Origin of the sequence: Ensifer sp. 2TAB8, from assembly GCF_052115125.1 — a bacterium.
GTDB lineage: Bacteria > Pseudomonadota > Alphaproteobacteria > Rhizobiales > Rhizobiaceae > Ensifer.
The window spans coordinates 297,715-318,752 of sequence record NZ_JBFRGB010000004.1 but is presented as its reverse complement, the minus strand read 5'-3'; the positions used below and the strand labels follow the sequence as shown (position 1 = coordinate 318,752).

18 protein-coding genes are annotated in these 21,038 nt (G+C 64.1%); 4 read left to right on the top strand and 14 right to left on the bottom strand.

Annotation, left to right across the window (positions count from 1 at the left end; all coding sequences use genetic code 11):
- Window position 1: 1 nt before the first annotated feature.
- The 4 genes from AB4Z53_RS10970 to AB4Z53_RS10955 form a co-directional block, all read right to left on the bottom strand.
- A complete protein-coding gene (locus AB4Z53_RS10970) occupies window positions 2-1,027 on the bottom strand; it encodes an SIS domain-containing protein (RefSeq protein WP_441595817.1) in 1,026 nt (341 codons plus the stop codon).
- Window positions 1,024-1,869 (bottom strand): carbohydrate ABC transporter permease, encoded by an 846-nt coding sequence (locus tag AB4Z53_RS10965; protein WP_441595816.1) that lies wholly within the window; start codon window positions 1,867-1,869, stop codon window positions 1,024-1,026. Before AB4Z53_RS10965 ends, AB4Z53_RS10970 begins: the two co-directional genes overlap by 4 nt.
- Window positions 1,869-2,750, bottom strand: a complete 882-nt coding sequence (locus AB4Z53_RS10960; RefSeq protein WP_291162540.1) for a carbohydrate ABC transporter permease — start codon at window positions 2,748-2,750, stop codon at window positions 1,869-1,871. The genes AB4Z53_RS10965 and AB4Z53_RS10960 overlap by 1 nt, the downstream gene beginning before the upstream one ends.
- A 179-nt stretch (window positions 2,751-2,929) precedes the next feature.
- A complete protein-coding gene (locus AB4Z53_RS10955) occupies window positions 2,930-4,168 on the bottom strand; it encodes an extracellular solute-binding protein (RefSeq protein ID WP_441595815.1) in 1,239 nt (412 codons plus the stop codon).
- A 231-nt stretch (window positions 4,169-4,399) separates the two neighbouring features.
- Between AB4Z53_RS10955 and AB4Z53_RS10950 the strand changes: the two genes are divergently transcribed.
- On the top strand, window positions 4,400-5,629 hold the full coding sequence (locus tag AB4Z53_RS10950; protein ID WP_441595814.1) for an ROK family protein: 1,230 nt from the start codon (window positions 4,400-4,402) through the stop codon (window positions 5,627-5,629).
- An 18-nt stretch (window positions 5,630-5,647) separates the two neighbouring features.
- On the opposite strand, the gene AB4Z53_RS10945 is transcribed toward AB4Z53_RS10950, so the two are convergent.
- Window positions 5,648-6,568, bottom strand: coding sequence for a LysR substrate-binding domain-containing protein (locus AB4Z53_RS10945; protein WP_441595813.1), 921 nt, complete (start codon window positions 6,566-6,568; stop codon window positions 5,648-5,650).
- A 121-nt stretch (window positions 6,569-6,689) separates the two neighbouring features.
- Between AB4Z53_RS10945 and AB4Z53_RS10940 the strand changes: the two genes are divergently transcribed.
- The 3 genes from AB4Z53_RS10940 to AB4Z53_RS10930 all read left to right on the top strand — a co-directional run bounded on the left by AB4Z53_RS10940 (window position 6,690) and on the right by AB4Z53_RS10930 (window position 9,090).
- Window positions 6,690-7,559, top strand: coding sequence for a pirin family protein (locus AB4Z53_RS10940; protein ID WP_113535738.1), 870 nt, complete (start codon window positions 6,690-6,692; stop codon window positions 7,557-7,559).
- A 105-nt stretch (window positions 7,560-7,664) separates the two neighbouring features.
- Window positions 7,665-8,306 (top strand): hydrolase, encoded by a 642-nt coding sequence (locus tag AB4Z53_RS10935; RefSeq protein ID WP_113535753.1) that lies wholly within the window; start codon window positions 7,665-7,667, stop codon window positions 8,304-8,306.
- Window positions 8,307-8,469: 163 nt separating this feature from the next.
- A complete protein-coding gene (locus tag AB4Z53_RS10930) occupies window positions 8,470-9,090 on the top strand; it encodes an isochorismatase family protein (RefSeq protein WP_113535752.1) in 621 nt (206 codons plus the stop codon).
- 74 nt (window positions 9,091-9,164) lie between these two features.
- On the opposite strand, the gene AB4Z53_RS10925 is transcribed toward AB4Z53_RS10930, so the two are convergent.
- From AB4Z53_RS10925 to AB4Z53_RS10885, 9 genes are all read right to left on the bottom strand, one after another.
- Entirely contained in the window at window positions 9,165-10,418 is a 1,254-nt protein-coding gene (locus tag AB4Z53_RS10925; protein ID WP_441595812.1) for a Zn-dependent hydrolase, read from the bottom strand.
- On the bottom strand, window positions 10,415-10,951 hold the full coding sequence (locus AB4Z53_RS10920; protein ID WP_441595811.1) for an L-2-amino-thiazoline-4-carboxylic acid hydrolase: 537 nt from the start codon (window positions 10,949-10,951) through the stop codon (window positions 10,415-10,417). Before AB4Z53_RS10920 ends, AB4Z53_RS10925 begins: the two co-directional genes overlap by 4 nt.
- A gap of 209 nt (window positions 10,952-11,160) precedes the next feature.
- Window positions 11,161-13,653 (bottom strand): spermidine synthase, encoded by a 2,493-nt coding sequence (locus AB4Z53_RS10915; RefSeq protein WP_441595810.1) that lies wholly within the window; start codon window positions 13,651-13,653, stop codon window positions 11,161-11,163.
- Between the two features lie 128 nt (window positions 13,654-13,781).
- Window positions 13,782-15,425 (bottom strand): arylsulfatase, encoded by a 1,644-nt coding sequence (locus AB4Z53_RS10910; RefSeq protein ID WP_441595809.1) that lies wholly within the window; start codon window positions 15,423-15,425, stop codon window positions 13,782-13,784.
- Window positions 15,426-15,575: 150 nt separating this feature from the next.
- A complete protein-coding gene (locus tag AB4Z53_RS10905) occupies window positions 15,576-16,943 on the bottom strand; it encodes a BatD family protein (RefSeq protein WP_113535735.1) in 1,368 nt (455 codons plus the stop codon).
- Window positions 16,940-18,514: a VWA domain-containing protein gene (locus tag AB4Z53_RS10900; RefSeq protein ID WP_113535734.1), complete on the bottom strand. Its 1,575-nt coding sequence runs from the start codon at window positions 18,512-18,514 to the stop codon at window positions 16,940-16,942. The genes AB4Z53_RS10905 and AB4Z53_RS10900 overlap by 4 nt, the downstream gene beginning before the upstream one ends.
- Window positions 18,511-19,515, bottom strand: coding sequence for a vWA domain-containing protein (locus tag AB4Z53_RS10895; RefSeq protein WP_441595808.1), 1,005 nt, complete (start codon window positions 19,513-19,515; stop codon window positions 18,511-18,513). The genes AB4Z53_RS10900 and AB4Z53_RS10895 overlap by 4 nt, the downstream gene beginning before the upstream one ends.
- Entirely contained in the window at window positions 19,502-20,029 is a 528-nt protein-coding gene (locus AB4Z53_RS10890; RefSeq protein WP_441595807.1) for a DUF4381 domain-containing protein, read from the bottom strand. Before AB4Z53_RS10890 ends, AB4Z53_RS10895 begins: the two co-directional genes overlap by 14 nt.
- Before the next feature lie 2 nt (window positions 20,030-20,031).
- Window positions 20,032-21,027, bottom strand: coding sequence for a DUF58 domain-containing protein (locus tag AB4Z53_RS10885; protein ID WP_441595806.1), 996 nt, complete (start codon window positions 21,025-21,027; stop codon window positions 20,032-20,034).
- Window positions 21,028-21,038 lie beyond the last annotated feature (11 nt).

Genomic DNA, 21,038 nt, shown 5'->3' with positions numbered 1-21,038 from the left:
TTTATTCGCTCCGGGTAATCTTGGTCGAGCGCACCGGGGTGCCGGCATTCTCGACGCGGGAAGCCGCAAAGGCGATCATGAAGGATTGCGCAACAGGCAGCATGGCGAAGATCGCCGCTAAGCCTGAAGCCGGCGCAAAGGGTATGGTGGTGACGCCTTCGATCTGCGCCTCGCCGGAGGCATCGAAGACGATGACGGGCGAGCCTGCTTCGGCAGCGGAGATCGCCATGGCGCGAACGAGCCCGGCCGTCGCATCCGCTCCGCGAAAGAGCACGACGCCGACGGATGGGCCGAGCATTTCCATCGGCCCATGCCTGAGCTGACCGCCCTCGAGCGAGAAGCAGGGCAGGCGCGAGAGCTCGGTCAGCCCTAGGCCGATCGCTTCGGCGAGCCCCTGCAGGCGACGACCTGATGTGACGACGGATCGGACGCCGTCCAGCGCCGCGAGTGCCGACGCGACATCGGGCGTTTGCTGGCTTTCCAGTGCATGAAGAGCGCTCGCCGGGTCATCGCCGAGGGCGGCGAGGACGGCGAGGTGCAACGCGAAGCTGGTAGTCAGGCTGCGGGTCGCGGCAAAGGCCTTCTCGGTCCCGCCCACACCGACGAGTGACGCTGCGTTTTTCGCGAGAAAGGAACCTCCTTCCAGCGTCAACCCGAACGTATGCGGTGTTCCGCCATCGGTCTCGCCGAACCAGCGCAACACCTCGGCGCTTTCGCCCGACTGCGAGGTGACGAGGATCGTCTTGCCCTCGACCGAAAGCGGCTGGCCGAGCTGTTCCGAGAGCGGCAGGGCAATCGCGTCGATGCCATGGGCGCGGTAGAGGGGCTCGACTGCACGGCCAACCGCGTGCGAGCCGCCCATGCCGAGCAGAAGGAGCTTGCCGGTCGATTTGAGCGAGCCGGCGATCTTCGCGGCGGGAGTTACCGCCTGATGAAACGAGGCGATCGCGTCCGAGGCCTGACGCGCCATCTCATGGTCAATCGCGACGAGCCCGGCCGGGCGTGCCGAAGTTGTCATAGCCGTCATCCTTTGACGCCGCCGCTGGTGAGCCCGGAGATAAGGGCACGTTGCATGACGAGGCCGATCAGTACCGGGGGCAGGGCGGCCAGCACCCCGGCTGTGGCGATCAGCCCGTAATCGGAAACACGGCCGCCGGCGAGATCGGAAATGGCGACCGTAAGCGTCTTGGCGCGCAGGTCCGAGGTGAAGAGCAGCGCGTAGAAGAATTCATCCCAGGCCAGCAGGAAGGCAAAGAGTGCTGACGTCGCCATGACGGGAGCCGCAAGCGGCAAGGTGATGAGCCGGAGAATCTGGTCGAGGCGGGCGCCGTCGATCATCGCCGCACTCTCGATTTCCTTCGGGATGGAATCGAAGCCGGACTTCAACAGCCAGGTCGTGAACGGAGCCAAAATGGTGAGATAGACCAGCGCCAGGCCGAATACCGAATTCAGGAGCCCGAGATAGGCAAGCCCCATATAGAGCGGCACGGCGAGCGCCACCGGCGGCAGCATGTAGGTGGCAATTACGGCATAGAGCGACCAGGAGACGCTTGAGGTGCGGGACACCGCCCAGGCGGAAGGAATGGCGACTGCGATCGCGGCCAACGTCGCCATGCCGGCGACCTTCAGGCTGTTGAACAGCGAGGCGGTGAAGGCGCCGCCGGCACTGTTTTCGATCGTCGACAGGAGCACCTGATAGCGCGACAGGTCGATTTCGTTGGGCCACCAGTTGAGTGGTTTCGTTGAGAGGTCGGCGGCTGAAGATATGCTCATGACGAAGAGCCAGAGGATGGGGGCGAGTATGATCGCCGCCAAAAGGAGTGCGGCTGCGTAGACGAAAACGGTGAAAGCGGGGCTTTGGCGTTCCATCACGATGCTCCTGCAGCTTTGCGCACCAGGCCGGCGTAGGCGACGGCGAGCACGGTTACGAGCAGCGTCACGATCAGCGCCAGCGAGGCCCCCGATCCGGCGCGCTGGAAGGAGAACGCTTCCTGATAGACGAGGATCGATAACGTGCGGGTGCTGTTTGCCGGGCCGCCGCGCGTCATGACCCAGATGAGATCGAACACCTTGAAGGCCTCGATGGTGCGTAGCACCAGGGCGACCAGCAGAGGGCCGGCCAGATAGGGCATGATGACGTAGCGGAAGCGATTGAGCGGACCGGCACCATCGACGAGTGAGGCGGCGGTGATGTCGCGCGGGACGGCCTGAAGGGCTGCAAGGGCGATCAGCGCGACCAAGGGGAAGTTCTTCCAGCAGTCGGCGATGATCAGCGCCGTCAGCGCCGAGCTGGGTTCGCCGAGCCAGGATCGGTAGCTGTCGATCAGGCCGATCTGCGTCAGGGCGGCATTGAGAGCGCCATATTCCGGATTGTAGATCAGCCGCCACAGCGTGGCGTTGACCACGGTCGGCAGCGCCCAGGGCAGGATCATCAGGGCTCTGAGCGCCGTGCGGCCGCGGAATTGCTGGTTGAGCAGCAGGGCTGCGAGCACGCCGAGCACCATTTCCGCTGTGACAGAGACGACCGCGAACCAGGTCGTCGTTATGAACGCACGCTGGAAATTCGAGCCGCCAAGCATTTTCGCATAGTTGCCGAAGCCGACGAACGTGCCTTCCGTGCCGACGAGCTTGGCGTCGGTGAAGGAGAGCCTGACCGTGTCGATCAGCGGCCAGCCGATGACGGCGATCATGACCACCAGCAGCGGCAGCATGAGCAGCCATGCGCGCGTTGTTATCCAGGTGCCGGACATAGGATGGAAACCTTCTCGGGCCTTAGGAGCCCCGTCATGCTATCGCATATTGCCCCGGACCGTAATCGACCCAAGCGAATGATGCGCCAAATCAAGGTGTTAAAGCGCCTGAATGGCCGCGCCGCTGCATAATCCCGCGGTCCCCGGGCGGTTGCCCGCCCGGGGCTTGGGAGGGCGGCTTAGAGGCCGCTGTTTTCGGCCGCCGTCTTCAAGGCGTCCTCAGGCGAAGCCTGGCCGAGCAGGGCTTCCTGGATCGCCTGCTGAAGGGCAGTCGAAAGTTCCTGGTATTTCGGGGTCGTCGGACGCGGATACATGGCCGCGAGGCCGAGCTTGGCGGCGCCGATCAGTTCTTCCTGGCCCTTGGTGACGCTGGCATCCTCATAGGAAGAGGCCCAGATCGGCAGGCTGAGTTTGGCGTAGGCGTTCTGCGTCTGCTGCGAGGTCATGTAGACGATGTACTTCCACGCCTCGTCCGGGTTCTTGCTGGTCGACGTGATGCCGAGGCCCATCGAACCGTTGACGGCCGAGACTTCGCTCTTGCCCGCAACGCCCGGTGCCGGCACGACGCCGACCTTGCCGGCAACCTTGCTTTCCTTCGGATCGTTGGCGAGGTTGTACATATAGGTCCAGTTGAGGGCGAAGGCGGCTTCGCCGTTCTGGAACACCTTGCGGACGTCTTCCTCCAGAAACTCCTTGGAGTTCGGATTGGTGAGGCCCGACGAATAGCTCGTCACCATGTAGTTGAGCGCATCGAGACCGCCGCCGGAGGTGAAGGCCGGCTTGCCGCCATCGATGAACTTGCCGCCATAGGCGCTGACGAGGGTGGTATAGTCGCAGATCGCGGCTTCGGCTTGCGACCAGCTCCAGGCGATCGGGGTTGCAAGCAGACCCTTGTCCTTGATCACCTTGGCCTGCTCGGCAAGCTCGTCCCAGGTTTTCGGCGGCGCCTTGATGCCGGCCTTCTCCAGGATTTCCTTGTTGTAGAACAGGTATTTGGTGTCGAGGATCCACGGCATGCCGTAGCGCTTGCTGTCATATTCGACCGTCGTCCAGGCGCCCGGCAGCACGCCGGACTTCATCTCATCGGTGATGCGGTCGGTGACGTCGACGAGCACCTTGTTGGCGGCGTATTCGGCCGGCCAGATGACGTCGAAGAGCACGACGTCGTAGCCGCCGCCGGAGCCCTGTGCCAGCACGGTCTTGTCGTGCAGGCCTTCATAGGGCACGAATTCGAGATTGACCTTCACGTCCGGGTTGGCCTTGGTGAAGGCCTCCGTCATGGCGCGCACATCCGCCTCGCTATAGGCGGCCTGGGCCATGAAGAGMGCGTTGAGCGTCGTTTCCGCATGCGCGTGGCCAACGAAGGAGACGCCGGCAAGGGTCGCGCAAAGCAGCGTGGTTCTTATCGATTTCAACATGATTTCCTCCAGTATCTTGAGCGTTTCAGCTTTCGTCGACGCGTCTAGGTGCGCCGTATGCGAGTAATCCGTCCGTTTCCGAGCGGCCGTCGACATATCAATTGGATCGCTCGCGACGGCTTTTGCTGCCATCGCCTTCGTTCCCCCGGAGCTCTTTTTGGCTCCTATTAAGTCAATTGTCTTGACTTATTTTTTGTTCAATATTCTAACAGTGTCAAGAGGGGTTTTTGGATGAACGATATGCGCCTGATCCGGGCGAAGAGCGGCACCAACCAGGAGGGAACGAGCGCACACAACCGGCGCGTCATGATCGACGCCCTGCGTTTGAACGGCCAGTTGTCCCGGGCGGACCTTGCCCGCGCGACGGCGCTCACGAAGCAGACGGTCTCCAACATCATCGAGGATCTGGAGCGGGACGGGCTGGTCGAATCGCTGGAAGCGGTGCGTAACGGCCGCGGGCAGCCGTCGACGCCCTATCGCCTCGTGCCGGAGGGCGCTTTCGCGATCGGCCTGCAGATCGACCGCCATGTTACGCGGACCATTGCAGTCGATCTCGTCGGCCGGGTGCTTGTGCGTTGCGAGGCCAACCTGCCGGCCGGTGGGCCGGCGACGGGCGTCCGGACAATCCTCGAACTGATCGAAAAGACCCGCGGGGACCTGACCGAGATCGCGCCCCAGTCGGAAGACAGGCTCGTCGGCCTCGGTGCGGCAATGCCTGGCCCCTTCGGTATCGAGGCGGATGACGACGATACCTGGATGATGGCGGCGTGGCAGAATTTTCCGTTGCTCGAGACGCTTGCCGCCGGCACGGGGCTCGATGTCGGCTTGCAGAACGACGCGGCTGCGGCGGCCACCGCCGAGCGCATGGTTGGCGCTGCGCACGGTGTCGATCATGCCGTGTGCATCTATCTCGGCTACGGCCTTGGCGCGGGGCTGATCCTTAACGGCGAACTCTACCGTGGTGCCAACGGCAATGCCGGCGAGATCGGCATGATCCTCAGCCTGCCGCGTGGTGCATCGCTGAATGAACGCACGCCGCTCGAACATCGCGCCTCGATCGCCTCGCTCTGTCGGTTGCTCGACCTCGATCCCGCGGACCCTGAGCTTTATGCCCATATCGATGCGATTGCCGCCGGCTCGGACGAGCGGGTGCGGCGCTGGCTCGATGCGGCCGTCTTTGAACTGCGCGCCGTGGTCCAGGCGCTCGAAACGATCTTCGACCCGCAGACGGTGATCTTGTGCGGCGGCCTTCCACCGGGGCTCGCCCGCCTTTTGGTCGACGCGATGATGCCGCTGCTTCCTTCGATCGCCGACCGGCGCGACCGGAGCCTTCCGCGTCTGCAGATCGGTTTCACCGACCCCTGGGCGGTGGCGATCGGTGCAGCCGCAGAGCCGATCAGCCGCACTTTCGATCCGCGCTTCTCCGCGATCCTCAAGACGCGGGTCAGCGCCGCGGTGTGATCGCCGGTCTCTTGGCGGTCAGGTGCGTGGCTCGTCCAGGCGGGCCAGTTCCGCAAATTCGGTGCCGAGAAAATCGAGCAAAGCGCGGACGGAGGGAAGCAACCCACGGCGCGACGGAAAGGCCGCGTGGATGATGCCGGCTTTCGGTGCCCAATCCGGTAGCACGTCGACGAGCGTGCCGTCCTTCAGGTCCTGCCGCACCACCATCGTCGGAAGCTGACAGATGCCGACGCCATTGAGCGCGGCCAGCCGCAGGGCCACCATGTCTTCGGTTACGAGACGTGGCCGGTGCCGGACGATCGCGGTCGCGCCGTTGGGGCCATCGAGCCGCCAGTCGTGGCTCTGGCGGTCGGGGTTCCAGGCAAGGCTCGGAAGGGCGCCGAGATCGGCCGGTGCCGGCGGCGTGCTCATGCCGGCAAGCAGCCTGGGGCTGGCGACCAGCCGTTGCTTGCTCTCGGCAAAGCGTTTGACGACCAGGTCGTTTTCCTCAAGCGGCGGGAAGCGCACGCGGATCGCGACATCGATGCCCTCGCGCAGGACATCGACGCGGCGATTGGTGCTCTCGAGCACGACCTCGACCTTCGGACATTCGGCCATGAACCGGGCGATCATTTCGCCGACCTGGAAATAGACCACGGACGACGGGCAACTGACATGGACGACGCCCTGCGGCTCGGAACGGGTGCGGTCGATCATCTCCTGTGCCGCCTCGGCCTCCACCAGCATGGCGACGCAATGGCGGTAATATTCGCGACCGATCTCGGTGATCACGAAGTGGCGCGTCGAGCGCTGCACGAGCCGCACCCCGAGCCGCTCTTCCAGAAGACCGATGCGGCGGCTCAGGCGCGAGCGCGGCATGTTGAGCTTGCGGGCAGCCGCAGCAAAGCCGTTCTGCTCGACCACGTCGACAAACAGCTTGAGGTCGTTCAAATCCTGCATGGGTCTTTGTCCTGTTTTCAGGACACTATAGCCAGAATTGGCCGTCTACCGCTAGATTTGGTGCAGTCATATCTTCCCTCCAACGCTCTCGCTGAAACGGCGAGGCCAAGGAGAAACAGCCATGAGAAAGATACTCGGCATCTTCGGGAATGCGCATCCGCATTGGGTCGGCGACGGTTTCCCAGTCCGCTCGCTGCTGGCGCGTGACCGCGCCGGCGATCACGCCAGCCCGTTCCTGCTGCTCGACTATGCGGGGCCGATGAATTTTGCGCCGGGTGTGACGCCGCGCGGCGTCGGCGTCCACCCGCACCGCGGCTTCGAGACGGTGACTATCGTCTACCAGGGCGAGGTCGACCATCGCGACTCCGCCGGCAATGGCGGCCATATCGGCCCGGGCGACGTGCAGTGGATGACGGCCGCCGGCGGTATCCTGCACGAGGAGTTTCATTCGGAGCGCTTCACCCGAGAGGGCGGTACGCTCGAAATGGTCCAACTCTGGGTCAACCTGCCGGCCGCCAGCAAGAGCGTCGAACCGGGCTACCAGACCTTGCTCGATCGCGACATTCCCACCGTGAACCTGCCGGACGGCGCCGGAGCACTGCGGGTGATTGCCGGGCGTTATGCGGGGGCGCAAGGGCCTGCCCGCACCTTCACGCCCGTCAATCTCTGGGACTTGCGGCTAAAGCAGCAGGGTGCATTGAGCCTCGATCTGCCCGAGGGTCATTCGGCAGGCCTGGCGGTCCTGCGCGGCAATGTTCTGGTCAATGGCAGCGATCTTGTCGGGGAGGCGCAATTTGTTCTCTTCGGCCGTGACGGCGGCGGCGTTACACTGGATGCCAGCTCGGACGTGAAGGCGCTCGTCCTCACCGGCGAGCCGATCGACGAACCGGTCGCCATGTACGGCCCCTTTGTCATGAACACCGAACAGGAAATCAGGCAGGCGATGACTGACTTTCAATCCGGCCGCTTCGGCAAGATCGCGAGCGCCTAGCGCCGGCTCAGCCTGTCATGTGCCCGTGCCCCGGACCGACGCTCGGGCGGTCCGGCGACGGCAGTGTCCGCCGACTATCTCGAGCATGCAAGAAAGGAGACGACCATGACCAGTGAAGCAATTCGTGATCCTTCAAAGGACCATCTGCTGACCCCTGCCAACTCGACCTTCATCATCATTGACTACCAACCGGTCCAGGTGAACTCGATCGCGTCGATGGACCGACAACTGCTGATCAACAACATCTGCGGCGCGGCCAAGGCCGCTGTCGTCTATGGGCTGCCGATCGTCCATTCGACGGTCAACGTGAAGACCGGGCTGAACAAGCCGCCGATCCCGCAGGTCAATCGGGTCTTGAAGGAATTCCCGACCTACGACCGGACCTCGATCAATTCCTGGGAAGACGTCGAATTCCGTCAGGCAGTGGAGAAGACCGGCCGCAAGAAACTGATCATGACCGCGCTCTGGACCGAAGCATGCCTGACATTTCCGGCGCTCGATGCGCTGAAGGCGGGCTACGAGGTCTATGTCCCGGTTGATGCTGTCGGCGGCACGTCCGTCGCTGCGCATGAGGCTGCATTGCGCCGGATCGAACAGGCGGGTGGCCAGATGATCAGCGTGCCCCAACTTTTCTGCGAGCTGCAGCGTGACTGGCAGCGCAAGGACACGGCAACCGCCTTCATGAACCTCTTCGTCGAGACCGGTGGCACCGCCGGCATCCAGTTCTCTTACGACAAATCCGAATAACCGAAAACGCGGGCGCGGCTGACCGCCGCGCCCCACCTCAAACGCCGAAGCGCTCGTGTTTCGGCGAACCCGAACGCATGCCTGCGTTCCAACAAGGAGCAAGACCGTGACCCCTGCAAACTTCAACGGACAGCGCCCGGTTATCGATCCCGATGATGCCGTGATGCTTTTGATCGACCACCAGAGCGGCCTGTTCCAGACCGTCAACGACATGCCGATGCCGAAGCTTCGTGCCCATGCGGCAGCGCTTGCCAGCATGGCGACGCTGACCAAGATGCCGGTCATCACCACGGCCTCCGTGCCGCAGGGCCCTAACGGCCCGCTGATCCCGGAAATCCATGCCAACGCGCCGCACGCCAAATACGTCGCCCGCCGCGGCGAGATCAATGCCTGGGACAATCCGGATTTCGTCGCCGCGGTGAAGGAAACCGGCCGCAAGACCCTCATCATCGCCGGCACGATCACCAGCGTCTGCATGGCCTTCCCGGCGATCAGCGCCGTCTATGATGGCTACAAGGTCTTCGTGGTCGTCGATGCCTCGGGCACCTATTCGAAGATGGCACAGGAAATCACCCTTGCCCGTGTCGTCCAGGCCGGCGTGGTGCCGATGGATACCGCAGCGGTCGCCTCCGAACTGCAGCGCACTTGGCACCGCGACGACGCCCAGCAGTGGGCGGAGATCTACACCAAGATCTTCCCGGAATATCAGTTGCTGATCGAAAGCTACCTCAAGGCGCAGCAGGTCGAGAAGGATCAGGAAAAGCTCGACTCCCAGCGTGGCTAAGGCCACGGCCTCATCACGCAAGCGAACGAAAACACCCACGGCAGGCGACTGCCGTGGGTGTCTTGCGTTGGCGATCAGCGGCGGTCGATTTCCAGGATGGTCTGGAACAGAACCTCGGCTCCGCGGGCGCTTTCTTCGGGCGCGGTATATTCCGCTTCGTTGTGCGAAAGCCCGTCCTTGGAGGGCACGAAGATCATGGCGGTCGGCATGATCATCGCAATATGAGCGGCGTCATGCCCGGCGCCGGAAACGATGTCCGTTGCCGAATAGCCGAGTGCTTCCGCGCTATTGCGCACCGCATCCACGATCGAGGGTGCAAAGACGACGGGCGCCTTCGACCAGATATGTTTCAGTTCGGCGCGGCCACCGGCCTTGGCAACCGCCTGCTGCAATGCCGCTTCCATCTCGTCGAGGCCGGTCTCGGAGGGATGGCGCATGTCGATCTGCAGCCGAACGGAACCCGGGACGACGTTGCGTGAATTGGGGCCGACGTCGACGAAGCCGACGGTGCCGACGCCCGGCGGGTTTTGGCGGGCGATGTCGCGGACAGTGAGGACGATTTCGGCCGCCGCGACGAGCGCATCGTCGCGCTGCGCCATCGGCGTGCTGCCGGCATGGGCCTCGGTACCGGATATGGAGATATCGAACCAGCGGAGCCCTTGGATACCAGTGACGACACCGATCTCGGTTGCGGCTGCTTCGAGCAGCGGTCCCTGCTCGATATGGAGCTCGACATAGGCCGAAAAGGCGGCCGGATCGATCCTTGCCTCGCCACGATAACCGATCGCATCGAGGGCGGTGCCGACCGCTATGCCTTCACGGTCCGCGAGCGCCTGAGTTGCATCGAGCGCAAGTGCGCCGGCAAAGACGCCGGAGCCCATCATCGCCGGCGAGAAGCGCGAGCCCTCCTCGTTCGTCCAGTTGATGACCGTCAATGGATGACGGAGCTGCGTGGAGGTTTCCTTGAGGGTGCGCAGGATCTCAACCCCGGCCAGTACGCCTAGGATGCCGTCGAACCGGCCGCCTTGCGGCTGCGTGTCGAGATGGCTGCCGACGGCGATTGCCGGCAGCGACATGTCTTCGCCGGCATAGGTTGCAAAGATATTGCCGATGCCGTCAACTTCGACCGCGCAGCCGAGGGCCCGGCACTCGACGACGAACCAGTCGCGGGCCTGACGATCCTCCTCGGTCAATGTCAGTCGGGTGACGCCGCCCCTGTCCGCAGCGCCGAAGCGCGCGGTCGAAACGATGTCGCTCCACAGCCGGTCGCCGTTCGTGGCCGGCGTGTTGATGCGGTTGGGTTCGCTGCGCAAGGCTTCGGCGCTCATTTCGGCTGCTCCGGGGCATCCTTGTTGAGCCGGTAGCGGAAATCGCAATGGGTCGCACCCTGCATCACGGTCTGGGTGCGCTCCAGCGTGATGCGCGGATCGTAGCCGGTGCAGAAGAGACCGTCACGGTTGCAGGACAGCAGATGTCCGATATGGCCGAGCCCCATCTCGCGATAGGTTTCGGCGTAGCGACAGCGCTTCACATTGTAGTGGAATTCCTCGTCCGTCGCCTTCGTTACCTCGATGACGAGCGCGTCGTCCCGGGTCCAGAGATCCTGCAGCTCCTGGAAAGTCCGAAGATTGGTGCCGCCGGGCGTCTTTGCGGCAAAGGTTCGCCCCGCCTCGATCGCGGCCTTCGTGATTGCCTTGTCGAGGATCGCCTGGGCGCGCTCCTCGCCGATCTCCTCACGCATCGCCTCGTAGATCGGTGCGATGATACCGGCCTCGATGCGGCGGCGGGCCAGAATGCCGATCTCGCCGTCCATCGCCGTGCGCGAGGTGGTTTCGGTGTTTTGTTCGTCCGTCTTTTCCATGGAATGCCTCCCTGTCTGCCTCAGGGCAGATCAACAGGGGACAAGATACTACGCCTGACATGCTTCTGTGTTGCAAATCTGTCCCGGTAGCATTTCATGTTATGCAAATATTTTGCGCTGTTTGGCCGCCATGCAGGAATCAATCGCGGGCCTGCCAATGTTGCGCGAGCTGCGGTCGCGTATATGAGCCCGGATTCGGCGGCGCGCGATCAGCGCTCACTGCTCGAAACGAACCAGCGGTAATAGGGATTGTCCGGCTCCACCCGCATCAGCAATTCCATGTCACGCGCCCATTCGTCGCGATAGCCGGCATAGGCGTTGAGCGAGGCCTGATAGAAGAGCATCAGGCGGTTGTGGGCATCGGAGACGGATTTTTCGAGCGCGGCATCCGCTCCGACGAGCGGCACCTTGCTGCGCAGGGCGATGAGATTTGGCAGCGTCCGCTGTAGCTCGTCGGGGCGAACCCAGCTCGCATATTCGATCCGTGGCTGGTCGTCCGTGACCGGCAGGGCCGAACCGGCATAGCGCTCAAGCCCGGTCCGATCGGTCATCCAGGTGGCCAGCAGATCCGCAGCGCTGCCGATGCCGACTTCGCCGAGTGCCTCAGCGAGGGTCGGATCGGCCAGCCGCTTGGCTATCCGCGCCGCGTCGATCTCCTGCGGCTCGACGGAGCCGATGAGGAGCATCTCGTGCAGTTCGGTCGACCAGAGCGTGGCATGCGGGAAACTGTCGAGGAAGCTACGCACGAGGGCGCGGGTGTCCTCGTCGTTCTGGGTTGCGATCGGCAGCCACTGTGCGACGAGACCTTTTGGCGCGAGGCGCTCGCGCGCCAGCTGGTAGAAGTCTGATGAATAGAGATTGACGACGCCGGCGGCCGACGGTGGTGGCGGCTCGAGCGTGATCAGGTCGTAGCGGTCCGTGTTGCGCATCAGTTCGCGACGACCATCCGCGACTCGCACTTCGAGGCGACTATCACCAGCCGCAGTGAAGTTGCCGGCAAACAGCGCCGAGGCGCGGGCAACGGAGGGCAGCAGTTCGGCGGCAACACGCTGGTCGAGACCGGGATAGGCCAGTAGCGAGCCGGCGGTAATGCCGGTGCCAAGGCCGATGACGAGGGCCGATTTCGGCTCGCCCTTGTGGATGACCAGCGGCAGCAGCGCCTGCAGCCGCATGTAGCGCAAGGACGGCATGGCATCGCCGGTGTTGGAAACACCCTGGATATAGAGGCGGCGGAAGCGGCGGTCCTGCTGGCCCTGTTCGATGACGGCGACCGTGGCGCCGAGGCCTTCCTCGTAGGAAACGATCGTGCCGTTGCCGCGCGAAAGGTTCAACAGGTTCGCCAATCGGTCCGAAGGCACTGTGACCGCGATGAGCACGGTGAGCGCGCCGAGTACCGGCGCTGCGAGGCCCCAGCCCTTCCAACCTCTTTTCCCGCGGCCGACAGCAACGAGACCGATTACGGCCGCGACGACGGCGAGGGCGGCGAAGCTTCGGATGATGCCGAAGCTTGGGATCAGCACGAAACCGGTCAGAAGTGTGCCGGCGATGCCGCCGAGCGTGTTGAGCGCCAGAACCCGGCCGGTATCGCGGCCGACATGACGGGGATCGACGGCGAGCCTGAGGACGACCGGGAAGGCGGCGCCGAGGATCAGTGTCGGCACGAAGACGATGGTGAGGCCCGCTACCAGGAATCGAGCGCACATGCCGGCGAAAATGCTGCCGGTAGCGCTGGCAACGGCCGCCTCGGCGCTGGTCTGAATTGCGGTGAGCCAGGAGCCGAGCAACGCAAATTCGACGAGCGCCACGAGGCCCGCGAGGGTGATGAGCAGGCCGAAGGTGCCCCAGGGATCTGAAAGCCGATCGGTCCGGCGCGCGAACAGGGCGGCGCCCAGCGCAAGGCCGGCGAGATAGGTCGCAAGCACCACTGAAAAAGCGAAAGAGCGGGTGGAGATGAACTGCACGATCGCCTGCGACCAGGCCACTTCATAGCCGAGCGCCACACCGCCGGCGATTGCATAGAGGACCAGCGCCAGCCGCGAGCCGCTGGCGCCGCGTGTCTCGGCAGGCGCTTCGCTTTGAGGGGTGGCACGGGTGCTCCCTCCGCTCAGCGAAAGCGCGATGACAGCGGCCATCACGCCGAGCCCCGCGGCCGCAAGGCCCGTCGCCTGCACGCCGAGCGCGGGGATTATGACGAAGGAAACCGCGAGGCAGCCGACGATGGCGCCGAGCGTGTTGGCGGCATAGAGCCGGCCCCCCTTCGTCCCCACGCCGCCCGGCGCGCCCTCAAGGGCGCGCAGCAGTACTGGAAGAGTGCCGCCCATCAGGAAGGCCGGAGTGGCGACGATCAGGATCAGCAAGGCCCAGGCAGCGAGAGCGCTGCTGCCTTCGATCGCGACGAAGAGCGGAGCGATATGGGAAAGGATGCCGGTGACGCCGGCGCCAAGCACTGCAACGCCGGTTTCGAGCAGGGCATAGAACCGGAGCGGTTGGCGGGAGCGGTCACTGAGACGGCCGAGCGCGAAGCTGCCAAGCGCAAGGCCGAGGAAGAAGGCGCTGACCCCGATGCTGACCGCGTAAACGTCGATGCCGGTGACGAGCGAAAGCTGCTTGATCCAGAGAACCTGGAAGATGAGGGCAGCCGTGCCGGAGAGGAAGAGCATGAATGCGGCGGTCGCCGGACCGAAGTGCGTCCGCTTTGCCACCGACGCATCTTCTATCGGCTCCTCGAAAGCAACCGTTCGAGCGGGCGGAACGTTCTTCGTCATTGCGGCACGCCATCTCTATCAAAGGTAGAAAGGGGAGGCGGCGCATGACGCCGCCCCCGATATTGTTATTGAGCCGGTGGCGTCTTGGCCAGGATCTCGTTGATCTTGGCATGCACGCCTTCTTCGATCTGGTCGACCGAGAAGCTCGCCGGCTTCTGGCTCGGCGGATACTCGATGAAGGTTTCGAGGAAGGCGGCCGATTTCATCACACCCTGGGCAGTCAGATAGGCGTTTTTGGTGACCCAGTCGTTGTACTGGTCGGAAACAATGTCCGCCCGTTCATACGGGTCCATGCGCAGGTTGAAGATCTTCGGAACGCGCAGGCAGGTGAACGGATCCTGCCAGACCGCAAAACCGCCGGGCTTGCGCATCTCGCAGAAGACGAACTTCCAATTGTCGAAGCGCATGCCGACGAGCTTGGCGTCGTCATTGAAGTAGAAGAACTCGTTGCGTGCGCCCTTTGGCTGCTCTCCCGTCAGGTACGGTAGCTGGTTGTAGCCATCGAGATGGACCTTGAAGTCCTTGTCGCCAAGCTTGGTGCCCTTCAGCAACCGCTCCTTGATATCCTTGTCGCCGGCGGCGGCCAGCAGGGTCGGGAACCAGTCGAGGCCGGAAACCATCTCATTGGAAACGCCGGGTTTGATCTTGCCCGGCCAGCGGATCATGGCCGGCACGCGGAAGGCGCCTTCCCAGTTGCTGTCCTTTTCGCTGCGGAACGCAGTGGTCGCGGCATCCGGCCACGAGAACTGGTTCGGGCCGTTGTCAGTGGTATAGACGACGATGGTGTTGTCGGCGATCTTCAACTCGTCGAGCAGGTCGAGCAGCTTGCCGACATCGCCGTCATGTTCGACCATGCCGTCGGCGTAGTCGTTGCCGGGCATCCCGCTCTGGCCTTGATACTCAGGGCGGATGTGGGTGAACATGTGCATGCGCGTGGTGTTCATCCACGTGAAGAAGGGCTTCTTCGCCTCCGTCTGCTTCTTGATGAATTCCATCGCAGCGGCCGTCGTTTCGTCGTCGATGGTTTCCATGCGCTTGGTGTTGAGAGCGCCGGTGTCCTCGACCTTGCCGTCGGCAAAGGAGTGCAGAACGCCGCGCGGCGCATAGGATTTAAGGAAGGCCGGATCGTCCTTCGGCCAATAGGGGCGCTCCGGCTCCTCTTCGGCGTTCAGATGGTAGAGGTTGCCGAAGAACTCATCGAACCCGTGCGCCGTCGGCAGGAAGCGGTCCTGATCGCCGAGATGGTTCTTACCGAACTGGCCRGTGGCATAGCCGAGCGGCTTCAGCGCCTGGGCGATTGTCACGTCGCGGTCCTGGATGCCAACCGGGGCGCCGGGAACGCCAACCTTGGACATGCCGGTTCGAAGCACCGTCTGGCCGGTGATGAAGGTGGAGCGGCCGGCGGTGCAGCTGTTTTCGGCATAGTAGTCGGTGAACATCACGCCGTCCCGGGCGATGCGGTCGATATTCGGCGTCTTGTAGCCCATGACGCCGAAGGAATAGGCGCTGATGTTGGTCTGGCCGATATCGTCGCCGAAGATCACGAGAATGTTCGGCTTGGCGGCGTCCTGCGCGAAGGCGGAAGGCGCCGAAGCGGTGATGGTCGAGATCAGCACGGTCCCGGCAAGTGCCAGCGCCTTCGGCTTCATGGACCGCTCGACGGCACACGCCGCGAGCCGGCCAAGCCTGTTCTTCAAATCGATACTCATTTCAAGTCTCCCTGAGGCCGCAAACAAATCGCTCTCGGAATGCAGGCAAAGTTTCGAATGTACTGAGGCAATCTCCGCGCGAACGCGCGCACAGGTAAGTACGTAACAGTTACGAAGGCACCCGGGATGCCGCGAGGCCTTGCGGACACCTCAGCGGCTTTTCCGCAAGGCGCTGTCGAACACCGGATTGAGGCCGGGCAATTCATCGGCTGCTTCGTCGTCGCCGGAGAATTCGTCCAGCCAGCGTCGCCGCGACGACTTCAGTCCGCTTTGCAGCCGGGCGAAATCGGGCCGCTCGTGGTGGGATGGCGAAGTGCCGTAGCGGCTCTGCCGATGYCGGGCAAAGGCAACCTTCGTCTCCTGATCGGCAAAACGATCGAGCCATTTCGCCAGCGGCACATTGCCTGTCTTGCGCGACCAGCGATCGAGCGTGGTATCCAGGCGCGCCTTGTCATGGTCGCGGCAGGCGGTGAGAACGTGGCGGAAGGCCGTCTCCTCCGACTGGGCATTGCGCGTCAAGGCGGCTTCGATCCAGGTTTCGAGCCGCCCGAACAGGTTCGCGGCGACCTGGATTGCGATTGCGAGGGCGAGAACCGATGCCGCGGCGGTAACCCACCAAAGCCAATCGAACGGCTCCTTCGTCGGCGGAGGCGCAGGTGGCGCGATGGCGGTCTCCGTTGCCGGTGCCGCTCCGACCACCACCTGCGCGCCGTCGGCCTCGGCGGTTTCGGTCTTTCCGGATTGAGGGTTGAACCACTCCAATGTGATTGCCGCGAGCGAGAAGGTCCCGGGCTCGGTAAAGACGTAGGTCGCAACGTCCTTTCGTAGTCCCGCGGCGATTTCGCCGCGCGGCGTGCGCTCCTCGGAAAGTACCGGATCGTGCCGATAAACCTGCACGCCCTCAGGCGCCTTCAAGCTGGGCTCGGGGATCATCATCGGTGCGAGACCGGTCGCGCGGATGGTGACCGTGCGCACCAGCGCGTCGCCCGCATGCAGGCCGGCCGGGTCCTGGTCGAATGTCTGGTTGATGGTGATTTCGCCTGCGGTCACGCCCGGCGCTCCACCGGCGCCCCCCGGAACCGCTTCCACGGTAAATTTGAGGCGCGGCACTGTCACTTTGCCCTGCGTCGTCTGGCCCGGCACGGCCGCATAGCCGAACGGGATCACGATCGTCGGCAAGGCGTAGGTGCCCGCCGCCTGCGGCGTGATCACATAGGTCTTGCGGATGCCCGAGAAGGCTTCGCCATCGACGGTTTCATTGAGGTTCATGCCGCGGTCGTCGGGCATGGTGACCACTGCGCCACGGAGGTCAAACAGCGGAAACTGCGGCGGCGTCAGGAAGTAGTTGGGTACGAAGACGTCGATGTCGATCTCTATCTGCTGTCCTGCATAGATCGTGCCCTCGGTCGCAAGCGTCGCGCGGGCGAAGGGGTTGGCGGCGAGCGCATCGCCCGTGAACCAGAGCGTCAGGCCGATCAGCCAGAGCAGCAGCCGAGGCATTGGGGACGAGGCGCTCATGGCGTTGCCTCCTTCGCCTCGATCGCGAATTTTCGCGCGAGCAGCTCGGCGGGCGAGACCTGGATGTTGCGCATCCACATGTCGGCAGTCTGGGCGCCGCCCTGGACGGTGGCTTCCTGGCCCTTCTTGCCCTTGTCGTCGAACTGGACCTGGTCGGGATCCATGCCTGCCTGTTCCTGCTGTTCGTCCTGTTCCTGCTTGTCCTTGTCTGCCTTGAATTTTTCGGCTGCGGCCAGGTTCTTTTTCGCGTCCGGCCAGTCGGGGCGGCGTTTCAATGCCTGCTCGTAGACCGCGATAGCCTCTTCCGGCTTGCCGAGGTGCATGAGGGCGTTGCCCTGATTGTAATAGCTCTCGGCCGTATCGGTTTCGGCAAAGGCGTCGATCGCATCTTCGAAGCGGCCAGCACGGTAGAGCGCCGCGCCGCGCCAGGAGGGATCGGCAAATTTCTCGGCTGCCTCTTGGAAATCCCCCTGTTCGAACGCGCGTCGGCCCTGCTGGTCCGGCGTCAGCCAGAGATCGAGGAAGCGGTTGTCGGCGGCCTGCGCCCGGTCATTGCTCATGAGCATAAGTGTGGCGGCGAGCAGATAGACGGCCCAGCGCACAGTCCAGCCGCGGCGGAACCAGAACAGCCCGAAGACGGCGATCGGGATCGTGAGCCACCAGCCGGCATCGTGCCAGCGGGTCAACCCCTCCGCGGTCTTTGCGGCAAAGTTGGTCTGGATGCGCCTGACGATCCAGCGCACGTCGGAATCGTCAGGCGTGACGGTCGCGACCTCGGCCTCGGATGCGGACTGCAGCGCCTTCAGGCCGTCCACATCAAGCTTGGAACGAACATGACCGCCTGTTGCGTCGGTCAGGAAGCCGCCGTCGGCAGTCTTTACCGGGCCGCCTTCAGCGGTACCGATGCCGAGCACCATCAGCGCGTTGCGACCCTTGTACTGGCTGAACGCCTGAAAGGCCGAACGCTCGACCCCGTCGGTCATGAACAGGATCGTACCGGGGACGGTTTCATTGGCCAGCGCCTTCTCGACCTCCTGCAGGGCCTTTGCCGTATCCTTGCCGTCGACCGGCATGATCTGAGGCGAAAGTGCCGCGAGATAGGTCTTGACCAGCGCCGCATCGTCGCTGAGCGGCAGCACCATATGGGCCGAGCCGGCATAGGCGAAGAGCGCGGTGCGCGAGCCTTTCCTGAGGCTGAGAATATCCTGGACCTTGAGCTTGGCGCGCTCGAGCCGCGTCGGCGAAATGTCGGTCGCGTTCATCGTCGGGTTGAGGTCGATGGCGATCGCCAGCGGTGCTGTGTCCTCGACGAAGGGCGGGCGCTCGCGCTGCCAAGTCGGACCGGCCGCAGCAATGGCCGCGACGGCAATCAGCGCCGCCGTGATGTGCACGGGCTGCAGGCGCCGCTTGCCGCCTTTCTCGATCAGCAGGTGATCGAGCAGGTGGGGAGCGATCATGCCCTGCCATTGCGAGCGGACATCGCCCCGTCGGCTGACGAGATAGACGAGCAGCGGGACGGCGAGAAGCGCCAGCAGCCAGAGCGGTCTGAGGAAGTGGAAGTCCGCGATCATGTCGCTGCCTCCTGCCGCCGGCGGCGTTCGGCCAGCCAAGAGAGCAGCCACATGGTGGCGTGGTAGGCGAGGACCAGCAGGAGTGCCGCGCCAAGCGGGTAGTGGAACAGTTCGATGCGCGGCCGCCAGGAGAGTGTTTTCTGGTTCGCCGGTGTCAGTTGATCGAGCAGTTCATAGATGTTCTTGAGTCCCGCCTGATCCTGTCCGAAGAAGTAGCGGCCCTTCGTCGTCTCGGCGATGCCCTGAAGGGTTGCCGTATCGAGCTTCTGCTCGCCTTCAGCACTGGGGTCACCAATCCCGATCGTGTGGATCACCACATTCCGGTCGGCCGCAATGTCGGCGGCCTTGTCCGGCGGCATCTTGCTGGCGGTGTCGTTGCCGTCGGTCAGGAGGATCATCACCTTGTCCGGCGCGGTGCTTTCGTCGAACATCTTGATCGCAAGCCCGATCGCGTCGCCGACCGCGGTGCGCGGGCCGGCCATGCCGGGCAGGCTGTCGGCCAGCATCAGCTTGACCGTCTTGTGGTCGAGCGTGAACGGCACCAGCGGATAGGGTGCATCGCCGAAGGCAATCAGGCCGAGGCGATCATTGGGTCGCCGATCGATGAAATCGGCGACCACTTTATGAACGGCCTCGGCGCGGGTCTGCAGATTGCCGGCAGGATCGCGAAAATCCCGCGTGTCCATCGATTGCGAAAGGTCGATCGCCAGCATCAGGTCGCGTTGCGGCTCCGTCTTTTCGATCGGCGGCTCGACATATTGTGGCCGCGCCAGCGCCAGCACGATCAGCGCCCAGCAAATTGGCGCAATCGCCTTCTGGCCGAGATTGGTCCTCGGGACGACGGATCCCTCTGTCGGTCCGAGATTGGCGGCCGCCGTAATGTCCTTGAAGAAGGGTATCCTGACGGCGGCCGATTGTTCGCGGTAGGGCGGAAGCAGCCACCAGACGAGAAAGGGCAGCGGCAGGAGGATCAGCGCCCAGGCGTGGTCAAGCACGTACATGGTGCGCCTCGATCCAGTGACGTGCCGCGGCGGCATAGGTCCGTGCTTCCGGCTCAGGCACGGCGCAAAGCGCCTGGCTGCCGCGGTACTCGGCTTCCTCGAAGAAGCGCGCCGAAGCGATCGGAAAGACTGGGCCGCCGGAATGGGCATCGAGGAAGCCGGTCCAGCCCGTGCCGTGGAGCCCGGCAATCGTTTCACGCGGCCAGAGCACCAGGGCGGTGCGTTTCAGGAGGACGGGCAGGGCGACCAGCGCTTCGCCGCGGGTTGCGGGCGCGGTGAGCCGTCCTTCTATAGCCTTGAGGTCGGCGAGCGCTTCACGGCGGTAGCCGTTGGCTTCCCAGCGTTGGTACCAGCGCCAGCATGTAAATGCGATCAGCAGGAGTATGAAGCCGGCGAGCGCCGCCCAGGCCCAGGTCTGCGGCACCCTCGAGACGGGCTCGGGCATGGCGATGTCCGCAAGCTGCCGAAGGGTTGCCTCGAGCAACGGGTCTTTTGGAGGGGCGGCCGTTGCCATCGCTATCGCCTCCGTTGCCGGCTGGCGAGTTGGCCGAGCATGGTGCGCAATTGCGGCGCGACCTCTTCGCCGGCCGAAATAGGTAGCATCGGCAGCCCGAGTTCCTCCTGCCAGGCGCGCAGTGCCCGGCCGCGCTTTCTGGCAAAGCTGTCGATCGCGTCGCGAACATTGCCGTGGCCGAACTGCACCTCGGCCTGAAGCAAGCCGCCGCTGAAGACGATGTCGCCCCTGCGCGGCAGTTCGAGCAGGAAGGGGTCGTAGATGAGGACCGAGATCACGTCGTTGTGGGCCGAGAGCTTCAGGAGCATGTCTCGGGTTTCGAGGCTATATCCGTCGAAATCGCTGATAACGATGATCAGGTGATCGTGCCGAGCGATGTTGGCGACGGTAGTAAGCACGATGTCGAGCTGTTCTGCGCCATGTGGTGCCTGCGAACCCGCCTGGAGTGCGGTGTTGTGGCGAACGATGCTGTCGGCAAGGCGTATGACCGCCTCGCGGCTGCGGTAGGGGCGCACCTCGGTGACCTCTTCGTCGCCGAAGACGAAGCCACCGACACGATCGCCGAGCGCCAGCACGCGCCAGGCCGAAAGCGCCGCGACCTCCGCGGCGGCGACCGACTTCATGGCGCGGCGGCTGCCGAAGAACATGTTGATGCGCTGGTCGACGAGGATCAGGGCCGGCCGGTCCTTCTCTTCGTCATAGACGCGCACGACCGGCTTGCCGGTGCGCGCCGTCACCCGCCAGTCGATCGCGCGGATGTCGTCGCCGGGGAGATAGTTACGCAGCTCCTCGAACGAGAGGCCGCGGCCGCGCATGCGCGATTCATGTCGCCCGGCAAGCAGGCGCTGTACCGGGGCCTTGCGCAGGAAGGTGAGGTCCCGGGCCATGGCCTCGAGCCCGACGAGCGTGTCGACCGACGTGTAGACGCCGGTCGCATCGACCTGGCGGGTTTTTACGACGCCGCGGGAACGGGCGAGAGCCGGCAGGGATATAGCCATCGGCGAACCTC

Excerpts from the sequence above, each read along its gene's own strand:
- AB4Z53_RS10970 (WP_441595817.1), bottom strand. The coding sequence starts at position 1,027 with ATGACGGCTATGACAACTTCGGCACGCCCGGCCGGGCTCGTCGCGATT.
- AB4Z53_RS10965 (WP_441595816.1), bottom strand. The coding sequence starts at position 1,869 with ATGGAACGCCAAAGCCCCGCTTTCACCGTTTTCGTCTACGCAGCCGCA.
- AB4Z53_RS10960 (WP_291162540.1), bottom strand. The coding sequence starts at position 2,750 with ATGTCCGGCACCTGGATAACAACGCGCGCATGGCTGCTCATGCTGCCG.
- AB4Z53_RS10950 (WP_441595814.1), top strand. The coding sequence starts at position 4,400 with ATGAACGATATGCGCCTGATCCGGGCGAAGAGCGGCACCAACCAGGAG.
- AB4Z53_RS10945 (WP_441595813.1), bottom strand. The coding sequence starts at position 6,568 with ATGCAGGATTTGAACGACCTCAAGCTGTTTGTCGACGTGGTCGAGCAG.
- AB4Z53_RS10940 (WP_113535738.1), top strand. The coding sequence starts at position 6,690 with ATGAGAAAGATACTCGGCATCTTCGGGAATGCGCATCCGCATTGGGTC.
- AB4Z53_RS10935 (WP_113535753.1), top strand. The coding sequence starts at position 7,665 with ATGACCAGTGAAGCAATTCGTGATCCTTCAAAGGACCATCTGCTGACC.
- AB4Z53_RS10930 (WP_113535752.1), top strand. The coding sequence starts at position 8,470 with ATGCTTTTGATCGACCACCAGAGCGGCCTGTTCCAGACCGTCAACGAC.
- AB4Z53_RS10925 (WP_441595812.1), bottom strand. The coding sequence starts at position 10,418 with ATGAGCGCCGAAGCCTTGCGCAGCGAACCCAACCGCATCAACACGCCG.
- AB4Z53_RS10920 (WP_441595811.1), bottom strand. The coding sequence starts at position 10,951 with ATGGAAAAGACGGACGAACAAAACACCGAAACCACCTCGCGCACGGCG.
- AB4Z53_RS10900 (WP_113535734.1), bottom strand. The coding sequence starts at position 18,514 with ATGATCGCGGACTTCCACTTCCTCAGACCGCTCTGGCTGCTGGCGCTT.
- AB4Z53_RS10895 (WP_441595808.1), bottom strand. The coding sequence starts at position 19,515 with ATGTACGTGCTTGACCACGCCTGGGCGCTGATCCTCCTGCCGCTGCCC.
- AB4Z53_RS10890 (WP_441595807.1), bottom strand. The coding sequence starts at position 20,029 with ATGGCAACGGCCGCCCCTCCAAAAGACCCGTTGCTCGAGGCAACCCTT.
- AB4Z53_RS10885 (WP_441595806.1), bottom strand. The coding sequence starts at position 21,027 with ATGGCTATATCCCTGCCGGCTCTCGCCCGTTCCCGCGGCGTCGTAAAA.